Raw genomic sequence first — 2,206 nt, forward strand, 5'->3', positions numbered from 1 at the left:
CGCAGCACGGCTGGCGCGGCCGCATGGCTGCCGCACTCCATACTGACGCCTCACCCCTGCCTACGGCTCAGAACACAGACGGCAGAGCAGGCTAGCGCTACCCCACGGCTGGCGCGGCCGCATGGCTGCCGCACTCCATACTGACGCCTCACCCATGCCTGCGGCTTGCAGCACTGGTAGCGGGGGAACAAACCGCTCACCCACCATCCCTGCCCGCAGCGTGTGGTACAATGCACGGTATGAAACCGACCTACGACATCATCATTATCGGCCTCGGCGGAATGGGAAGCGCGGCAGCGTATCACGCCGCCCGGCGCGGGCAGCGCGTCCTTGGTATCGAGCGCCACACCCTTGCCCACACCCTCGGCTCCAGCCACGGACGCTCCCGCATCATTCGCCAGGCATATTTTGAAGACCCGGCCTATGTGCCGTTACTTTTGTGCGCTTACGAGCTATGGCGGCAGATTGAACACGATAGCGGTACGCACCTGTTGACCATCACCGGCGGCTTGATGATCGGCCCCCCTGACAGCCACACCGTTGCCGGAGCGCTTCGCAGTGCCCGGGAACACGGGCTGGAGTACGAACTCCTCGACGCCGCTGCGATCCGGCGTCGCTTCCCGGCGCTGCACCCGACCGAGGGCACCATTGCGCTCTACGAACACCAGGCCGGCTTCCTCTGCCCGGAAGCCAGCGTCATCGCGCACCTACAATGCGCAGCGGCGCTCGGCGCCGAGATTCACGCTGAAGAACCGGTGCTGACCTGGGAAGCCGACACCGCTAGCGTGACCGTCACAACCTCGCGTGGCCGCTACGTCGCCGAACGCCTGATCATCACACCCGGCCCATGGGCACCGCGTCTCCTGGCTGACCTCGACCTGCCGCTGGTGGTCGAACGCCAAACCCTGCACTGGTTCGCCCCCACCGGTGGCCTGGAGCCATTTCTGCCCGACCGCTTCCCGATCTATATCTGGGAGACAGAGGACGGCATCCAGTTCTACGGTTTTCCCCACCAGGAAGGGCCACCCGGCGGCGTCAAGGTAGCCCTCTTCCGCGCCGGTGAACCGTGCGATCCCGATACGGTTGATCGGGTCGTGCATCCGGCAGAGATCGCGACCATGCGTAACGCCATCGCTGACCGCATTCCGGCACTGAACGGCAACCACCTGACTGCGGTGGTCTGTATGTACACCACCACCCCCGATCAGCACTTCATCGTCGGTTTGCACCCGCAACACCCCAACGTCGTCATTGCCTCGCCGTGTTCTGGACATGGCTTCAAATTCGCCAGCGTGATGGGCGAAATCATGACCGACCTCGCCATTGATGGCACCACCCGCCACCCGATCCGACTGTTCGATCCACTGCGGTTTCGGGCGCAGCAGGCGGGGTGAGGGTTGGGGTTAATGAGGCGTTGAGTTTTTGCTCAACTTAAGCCGTTATAACGTTTTCCCACGTGCTGCCGAACTGGATGATATAGAAAACGCTCATGCCTCAAGCCATCAGTAAAACTTATTTCCCAAAAAAACGATAGTTGATCCTGCTCATTTCCCGTTGGCAGAGCGCAGCTCCGGTTGTACCATCACGCGCTGGATGGGTTGCCTTACCCGCTTATCATACACGTGTCGCGAAGTTTGGCGTGCGGCAGCCATGCTGCCGCGCCAGCCGTGCTTACGATCCGGCCCGTGGCCCGCAGTTGAACTGGATGGCCACGAAAATGCCGTTTGTACTGGTCACAATCGTAGAGTCTGTCAGTCATTGATGAGATAACTTCTCAATGTTTTTTTGAAACAGATTCTAGCATAAGAAGACATTTTTGAAATAGGTTCTATCATCCGCATGTACCCGGAGCCAGGTGTACCCCATCACGTTCCGCACTTCCACGTGTATTACCAGAACCATGCTGCGGTATACAGCATCGACCCAATAGAGATGATAAGTGGTGAGTTGCCGCGTCGAGAACAACGACTTGTGGAAGCATGGGCAAAGTTGCACCAGAGCGAACTGCAAGAGAATTGGGAGCGGTTGCAAGCAGGACGGGCAGTATACAAGATAGAACCGCTGCGCTAAAGGGGTGAGCGAGATGGGACATGCAATCTACCGGGTGGTTGGATGTGAAATCACCGGCCCATACACACTGCGCATCACGTTTGACGATGGAATAGTTCGAGAGATCAATTTCAAGCCGGTGCTGGCAGGGCCGGTG

Annotated in this window: 2 protein-coding genes; both read left to right on the forward strand. The window is 59.5% G+C overall.

Annotated features, from left to right (window positions below):
* Positions 1-230: 230 nt before the first annotated feature.
* Positions 231-1,394, forward strand: coding sequence for an N-methyl-L-tryptophan oxidase (gene solA, locus VAE55_RS18975; RefSeq protein WP_322817284.1), 1,164 nt, complete (start codon positions 231-233; stop codon positions 1,392-1,394).
* Between the two features lie 439 nt (positions 1,395-1,833).
* Positions 1,834-2,070 (forward strand): DUF4160 domain-containing protein, encoded by a 237-nt coding sequence (locus tag VAE55_RS18980; RefSeq protein WP_322817285.1) that lies wholly within the window; start codon positions 1,834-1,836, stop codon positions 2,068-2,070.
* Positions 2,071-2,206: the final 136 nt, after the last annotated feature.

The organism is Chloroflexus sp., assembly GCF_034432675.1.
Taxonomy (GTDB): Bacteria; Chloroflexota; Chloroflexia; order Chloroflexales; family Chloroflexaceae; genus Chloroflexus.

Excerpts from the sequence above, each read along its gene's own strand:
- solA (WP_322817284.1), top strand. The coding sequence starts at position 231 with ATGCACGGTATGAAACCGACCTACGACATCATCATTATCGGCCTCGGC.